Consider the following 7,210-nt stretch of genomic DNA (forward strand, 5'->3'; position numbering starts at 1 on the left):
CCTCCCACCCCACCGCAGGCCGGCACCTCGCCACCGCCCAAACCCGGCTCTGGCAGGCCACCGCAGAGGTTCACTCCGCCTTCCACCTCCTGCCGGCGCCCCTCTTCCCGACCAGCACCCAGGCCACCGAGTGCCGTCCCGACCGGCTCCCCGAGGGACCACCGGTGCTGACCATCTGCCAGCGCCATCTGGCCGCCGGACACATCGTCCGCCGCAAGAACACACCCACCGACCTCAACCGCCCGCCGCACACCACCACGTGCATCCGATGAGTACTACTCACCCGCCGAATCGAGAGCCCCGATGAGCCTCCGGCCCGCCCGCCGAGCCCGGCGCACCTCGGCCTCTCCCCTGTTCACCCCGCACGGCACTGACCGGGCCGACCGCAAGGCAGCCCGCCGCCGGCTCGCCGAGGCCGCCGCCAAGGCCCGTTCCGAAGCCGTCGGTCATGCGGCAGGCACAGCCCCCGCCGAGCACGAGACCCCGGCCCCCCTCTACCCGCCCAGCGGACGGCCCGGCCCGGCGTCGGCCCGCGGAAACCGACTCAGGCTCCCCGCGCATCGCATGACCACCGCCATCGCTGCCGGGGCGTACCCCTTCCTCGCCGAAGGCGGACTCGGCGCCGAGGGCATCTACATCGGCCGCGACGTCCACGCCGAAGCAAGCTTCGTCTTCGACCCATTCGCCCTGTACGGGAAGGTCGAAGGTTTCACCAATCCGAACGTGCTATTGGCCGGGGTGATCGGGCAGGGCAAGAGCGCGCTGGCCAAGAGCTTCGCGCTCCGCTCCGTCGCCTTCGGCTACCGCGTCTACGTGCCCTGCGATCCCAAGGGCGAGTGGACGCCCGTAGCCGCCGCGCTCGGCGGCACGTCCGTCGCGCTCGGTCCCGGACTTCCCGGCAGGCTGAACCCGCTGGACGCCGCGCCACGCCCCGCCTCCATCTCGGAGTCGGACTGGGCCGGAGAGATCCGCAAGCGCCGGCTGCTCCTGCTCGGTTCCCTGGCCCGCACCGTTCTCGGCCGGGACCTGCTCCCGATGGAGCACACCGCCCTGGACGTCGCCCTCGACGCCGCCGTCACCCGGGCTGCCGACTCAGGCCGGACGCCACTCCTCGGCGACGTCGCCGCCGCCCTCAACAACCCCGACCAGCTCGACGAGGCCGCCGGACCCATGTCCGGACGGCTCGGAGAGTCGGCCCGCGACCTCGCCCACGCCATGCGCCGACTCGTCCACGGCGACCTGGCGGGCATGTTCGACGCCCCCAGTACGGTCGCCTTCGACCCCAACAGCCCGATGCTCACCATCGACCTCTCGAGGCTGGGCGGATCCGGCGACGACACCGCCCTCGTCCTCGCCATGACCTGCGCCTCCGCCTGGATGGAATCCGCTCTCACCGACCCGCGCGGCGGCCGGCGCTGGATCGTCTACGACGAAGCCTGGCGCCTCATGCGGCACCCGGGCCTGCTCCAGCGCATGCAGGCCCAGTGGAAACTCTCCCGCGGACTCGGCATCGCCAACCTGATGGTCATCCACCGGCTGTCCGACCTGCTCACCGCCGGCGACGCCGGATCACAAGGCCGCGCCCTGGCCGAAGGACTCCTCGCCGACTGCTCCACCCGGATCATCTACCGCCAGGAGACCGACCAGCTCCACGCCGCAGCCACCCTCCTCGGCCTCACCTCCGTCGAGGCCGAAGCCATCGCCCACCTCAACCGCGGGCGCGGCCTGTGGAAGGTAGCCGGCCGGAGCTTCATCGTCCAACACCTCCTCCACGCCCACGAGCTGACCCTCTTCGACACGGACGCCCGCATGCACTGAAACACCAGGGCGTTCACGGACACCGATCCGCGCTCTCGGCCGCTCATCTGCCCCGCACCGCCGACGGTTCCCGCCCTGGCCGATCACTGCCCCCCTACATCCAGGAGGCCCACCTGTATCCGAGCCGCGCCAGTGCCTTCGCCACAGCACTCGCACCGCATCTGCCCGAAGGGTGGTGCCGCAAGTACATCGGGTTCCGGCTCCCCAGCGACCCTCCCCTGGCCGACCAGGTCTGGGACTGCGGCCCAACCCATTCGGCCCTGCTCGACTGGCCCGACACCCGTACGGGCTTCGTCGGAGGAGCAGACGGCGAGGAGCTCTGTGTGATGGAGCGCCCCCACTACCCCCGTCAGTACCTGGTGGCTCCCTTGCAGCCCGAAGGGTTCTTGCCACACCACTTCAGGGGCGTCGACGAGCCCAACGGAATCGCGGTCCCCGACGATCCGGTCCGTGCCGCAGCCGCCGTCAGCCGGCGGGTCCTGCCCCGCCTGCGGATCGCTCTGGCAGCCGTCCGGCACAACGCGGCCGTTCAGCCCGAGCCTCCCCACCGGCCTCCGCCGCCGCAGGTGGCGCGCGTCGTCACCCTGACCTGGTACGAGGACGGCGCCCTCGGCACGCCGTTCAAGAGCGTCCCCGAGGACGCCCGCACGGACCTGTATGTGCTCGGCTTCCAGTACCACCCCCACCAGGCAGCGTTCCTGCTCCCCGCCGCGTACGGCGAGGACGGCCGTGACCTGCGCTTGCGAGCGCTGGTTCACCAGCTCGCCCAGAAGGGCATCGGCGTGAACCTCCGCCACGCCCCCACGCCCGGCATCGCCGCAACGCGTCCGGCCGTCCCGGTACCGACCAGCCCCTCGGTGACTGCCCACCGCCGGTGAGCCGACCGCTCACCGCGCCCTTTCCCATCCCCAGCAAAGAGGAGCCCCCATCCGCCCCGCCCGCCGTACTCTGCCCCTGATCACCGCCGCTGTCTGCCTCGCTCTCACCGCGACCGCCTGCTCCAGCGACACACACGGCAACACCCCTACCGCCGCAGACCAGACGAAGTCACCCAGCGCCACACCGAAGCCGGCCCCCGCGCTCACCCCGGCCGAGGCCCGTAACGCCATCGCCGCCTACTCGAAGACGAACAACCTCGCGTACATCAAGCGCGACCGCGCACTCCTCGACTCCGTCGAGGGCGGCCCCCGGCACGCGATGTCGCTGGCCGACCTCAAGGAAGACGACGCCCTGCCGAAGGCGGACCAAGAGCCGTACCGGCCGTGGTCGTACGACCTCGCCGCAACCGACCTCTACATCCCGCGCCTGAAAGACGGGCAGCAGCGGTGGTTCGCCGCCGTCACCCGGGCCGGCAGCAAGAAGCAGTACGCCCGCGTCCTGGTCCTGGCCGAGAACGCGAAGTCGAAACGGTGGGAAATGGTCGCCACTGTCGACCTCGACAACCCCTCCCAGCTCCCGAAAATCATGCTGGACAAGGACGGCTACGCCACGGCGGTCAACCCCGCTTCCACGTCCCTGGCCGCTCCCGTCGACCTGCTGCGCTCGGCCGTGATCGACAATTTCGCCACCGGAGGCGACCTCACCGGACGCAAGGTGCTTGCCCCCACCGAGGCCGCCAAGCGGCAGGTCAAGGTCCACCACGACACGATCCACAAGTTCGGGACCCGAGGCACCACCCAGTTCGCGTCAGCGACCACGAAGTTCCCCGCCAGCTACGCGTTGAAGACCTCCACGGGCGCGCTCGTCGTCTTCTCCCACAACCACACCCAGCACGACGCCGTCGCTGCGCCGGGTCTGGAGATCGTGCCGGAGAAGCGGGACCGCGCCTGGCTCGGCACCACGCCCCGCCCCGCCTTCACCTACACCTTCACCTGCTCGGACGTCGCCGCCGTTCCGACTACGCCCGACCCGTCCCGCCTGCTGGGCTACGGATGCCGCCGCACGGACGCCGAGGCAAGCGGACCCGGCACCGCCGTCTAGGAGACCGTATGCAGCATCCCGACTTGGAGCTGTACGACAACGCGGGCCGCGACGGCGACCAGATCGCCGCCGCCCACTTCGGCATCGCCACCCGCGACGACCTGCTGCGCTGGGCACGCCGGGACGCCGAGCCGTTCCTCGCTCAGCACCCGCTCCCCGCCGAGCCGCTCCCAGTGCCGGATCCGGCCCCGTACCTCGCCGCCCTCGCCGCAGCCAAGACACCCGCCGAGGTCAGCGCCGTCACCCAGCACCTCCTGGACGCCGCCCAACCCGCTCTGAGCGCGATGAGCGGCCTCCTCGTGGCCATTGCTCGGTGGGGCGACCGCCACCGGTTCGCGGAGCAGGGGTCTCCGCCCAAGCTGCTGATGGAAGCCGCCAGCCGCAGCCTGTCCGTACTGGCCGTCGCCGACGAAGCCGACCTGGCAATCCTGCGCGCCGAGTACGACCCCGCACCGGCACCGCCGAAGGCACCCGCCTCCGGCCGCCTCCAGGCACCGCCTGGTCTGCCTCCGAATCCACCGCCCACACCGCGCACCGGCCCCGCACCCGGCCGGTAGCCGCTTGACACCCCGGGAGGCCCACCCTGTCGACCCGATCGTTCATCGCCCGCACCGAGCTGATGCGCACGGCCCCGATGGGCGGCCTCATCCACGGTAAGGACTACTTGGTGGCGGCCGTCACCATCACCAGCCCTGCCCCCAAAGTCCTGCGCCCGCTGCCAGCCCACCGTTCCCGCAAGCCTTCCAAGCAGATGATCGCCCAGCACAGAGACAACCAGCTGGAGACCGCGGCCCGGCCACACACTTGGCGGTACCGGCGTGCCCTGCGCTCCGCCCTCCACCGCCGAGTGCCGGCCCATGGCTGACGCGCAGATCATTCTCGCCTACGGCCGCGATACCGGGATCGTCGCCATCGGCCACGGCGAGAGGTACAAGGCCGCGCACGAGGCGCTCGCCGCAGCCGGCTTCCGCCGTGGCGACGACTGGGTGTTCCACCTGCCGGGCGTGGACGAGGACGCCTCGCGTGCCACCGTGGCCAATCTGGTCCGCCACGCCACAGCGCGCGGGGCGGAAGTGGTGACCAGCAGCCAGCGGTTCATCGGCGACACCGCCCGAGATATCGCCCGCCTGCTGCCCGGCCAGTGGGACGTACGCATCGAGCTCTACTCCCATCCCGTATGGCAACAGGACCTGGTGCCGTGGTTGTGGGACAGCGGCGAACTCGTCCGCGCCGTCCAAACCCAGCGGATCCCCTACGCCGCCACCCTCACCGACACATCCGAGACGACCCTGCTACTCATCGAACGTCCCGACCACCAACTCGGCTACCTGGTCGGCGCCTTCGCACCCGAACCGTTCGAGGAGGGGTACGGCGACCCACACGCTCCGCACAGCATCGCCCTGCCACCGTTCGCCGGCCGCGCGGCCCGGGGCATCGCGGACCGTTTCCTGCCCGCCTACGAACGCGCCGTCCACGCCGGCCGGATCGCAACCGTCGCCGAGGCCCTAGACCGCATTCACGCCGAGCAAGACGCCTGGGCCGCCATCATTGCCTCGAGCCGGCACAGGAACGCGCCCCCACTTGGCGAGGTAGCCGAGACGTTCCTGAACCGGGCCTGGGCCGAGTTCCTCGCCATCGCCCGGCATGCTCCCGTCCTCCTCGACCGGTGCCGTCCTGCTGCCACCAACTGGCCCGGGGACGCCCGTGTGCTCGCCGAGCTGGCTGACGCTCTCACCGATGCCGAGGACCTGGACAGGGATGCGTCGCTCACACGAACGGAGCGGGACGCCCGACTCCGGGCTGTCCTGGGCACCTGGCTCACCCACAGCGAGCCGTTCCTTCGCCAGGTTCGCGCGGCAACTCCTCCTCGGCAGCACACAGTCCCAGCCGCCGCCCTACCGCATCAAGCTCTCCCACGCGGCCCACACGCGCCCCGCCGCTGACTTCTCCCACTGCCCACCGTAAGGAGATCTCCTCTTTGGATCCTGGCACGCACTTCGTCTTCGGCACCCACAAAGATCATGGTTTCGTCGCCTCCACCACCGCCTTGATGCCCGCCCATCTGGCCCACTGGTTCCTGGTGCGGGAGCAGTTCGAGCCCGTACCCGACTCGCCGGGCTTGTATCGGCTCACCGCCTCCGAGCGTGACGGGCCGCGCCGCACCCGGCAGGCCGCCCAAGATCTGCGCCGTCACGGCTACGCCGTGCACGTCGACGCCGACGTCGCCCTTGCATCGGCCGCCCCGCCACGCCCGCTCCGGCCGAACGGACTCACCGAACGTCGCAGCCGCATCGCCCGGGCCGCCGCCAGCCAGTCATCGCAGCGCCGTGCGGTGCCGACGACCTCGCCGCCGTCCGCACGTTCGATCCCGCCGAAGCCCGCCTACGCGTCGGCCGTTCACCTGACCGCTTCCGCCCCCGGACGGTCCCGGTGACCCCCGACACCGAGCCGATCCGCATCACCCGCGGGCCAGGGGGCGAAGTCGAAGCCGAAGGCCGCTTCGATTCCCTCGCCGCGGACATCCTGCGCCACGCTGGCTTCCTCTTCGAGCCAGCCCTGCACGGTCACTGGATCCGGCTCCCCTTCGACATGGGAGGCGACTGGGAGAACCAGCAGGCGACCTGGGCCGCGGAGATGCTCACCGCCGCCCGCTACCCCGTACTTCTCGCCCCCGACCTGCGTCCAGGCGCCCCCAAGTCGCCGACGTCACACACACCGGCCATGACGGCGCAGGCTCCGCCTGGGCGACTGCCGCGCCGCTGACACCGACCACCAGGAAGACCCGGCCCCGCCGCACCGGGCCCCGGCGCCCGCACGCCGCCCGTAGCACCCCCGAAATCTAGGAGATCTCTTCATGGCTGTCCGCACACAGTGGACCATCACGCACGACTGCGGCCACGAAGTCGTCCACGACCTGTCCGACCGCCCCGCCGACAAGCGGGCCGGATTCGCCCGCTGGCTCGCGACCAAGAACTGCACCGACTGCTGGAAGGCCGCCCGCGACGCCGACATCGAATCCAAGGAGCAGTGGCTCGCCACCAAGCGGGTCGAGGAACGGCAGGCCGCCGCCGAGTGGACCGAACGATTCGACATGCCGTCGCTGGAAGGCCCCGAGAAAGCCCTCGACTGGGGTGAGCGCTCCCGCCACCAGTTGATGATCACCGCGCACACCGCGCTGGTCGTCGAGGGCGCCTGGGACGAAAACGACTGGGCGGAGCTGGAAGAGAGGGCTCGCGCGATCACCAGGGCCGGATGGTGGATCGACCAGCGCGACGCGGAAGGCTCTGACCTGCTCGAACTCCTCGACGCCGCCACTGAGTCGGACCGCGGAACCGAGAACCCCTACCGGTAAAGATGGCCTGGAACGTAGCCGAGGATCGCCGGTTGGCCAAACCGGCGATCCTCGGCTACG

General features: G+C 71.0%; 9 protein-coding genes. All 9 read left to right on the forward strand.

Features of this window, described 5'->3' with window-relative positions:
• The coding region (locus AOK11_RS18715; protein ID WP_240497393.1) for a DUF6238 family protein at window positions 1–272 on the forward strand (272 nt) is incomplete at its 5' end.
• Window positions 273–303: 31 nt separating this feature from the next.
• The gene (locus AOK11_RS18720) at window positions 304–1,818 is read left to right on the forward strand and encodes a VirB4 family type IV secretion system protein (RefSeq protein WP_055594865.1); all 1,515 of its coding nucleotides are present in this window, start codon (window positions 304–306) and stop codon (window positions 1,816–1,818) included.
• A 326-nt stretch (window positions 1,819–2,144) separates the two neighbouring features.
• On the forward strand, window positions 2,145–2,696 hold the full coding sequence (locus tag AOK11_RS18725) for a hypothetical protein (RefSeq protein WP_240497394.1): 552 nt from the start codon (window positions 2,145–2,147) through the stop codon (window positions 2,694–2,696).
• 79 nt (window positions 2,697–2,775) lie between these two features.
• Window positions 2,776–3,798 (forward strand): DUF8094 domain-containing protein, encoded by a 1,023-nt coding sequence (locus AOK11_RS18730; RefSeq protein ID WP_478501590.1) that lies wholly within the window; start codon window positions 2,776–2,778, stop codon window positions 3,796–3,798.
• Between the two features lie 8 nt (window positions 3,799–3,806).
• Entirely contained in the window at window positions 3,807–4,355 is a 549-nt protein-coding gene (locus tag AOK11_RS45090; protein WP_055594867.1) for a hypothetical protein, read from the forward strand.
• 300 nt (window positions 4,356–4,655) lie between these two features.
• Window positions 4,656–5,741: a hypothetical protein gene (locus AOK11_RS18745; protein WP_055594869.1), complete on the forward strand. Its 1,086-nt coding sequence runs from the start codon at window positions 4,656–4,658 to the stop codon at window positions 5,739–5,741.
• Window positions 5,742–5,776: 35 nt separating this feature from the next.
• Window positions 5,777–6,232 carry a hypothetical protein gene (locus AOK11_RS18750; RefSeq protein ID WP_055594870.1) on the forward strand — a complete coding sequence of 152 codons (456 nt, stop codon included), beginning with the start codon at window positions 5,777–5,779 and terminating at the stop codon, window positions 6,230–6,232.
• Window positions 6,229–6,561 (forward strand): hypothetical protein, encoded by a 333-nt coding sequence (locus tag AOK11_RS18755; RefSeq protein WP_055594871.1) that lies wholly within the window; start codon window positions 6,229–6,231, stop codon window positions 6,559–6,561. Before AOK11_RS18750 ends, AOK11_RS18755 begins: the two co-directional genes overlap by 4 nt.
• Window positions 6,562–6,652: 91 nt before the next feature.
• Window positions 6,653–7,150 (forward strand): hypothetical protein, encoded by a 498-nt coding sequence (locus tag AOK11_RS18760; protein WP_107098623.1) that lies wholly within the window; start codon window positions 6,653–6,655, stop codon window positions 7,148–7,150.
• Window positions 7,151–7,210: the final 60 nt, after the last annotated feature.

The organism is Streptomyces hirsutus (genome assembly GCF_001418415.1).
In the GTDB taxonomy this organism is placed as follows: domain Bacteria; phylum Actinomycetota; class Actinomycetes; order Streptomycetales; family Streptomycetaceae; genus Streptomyces; species Streptomyces hirsutus.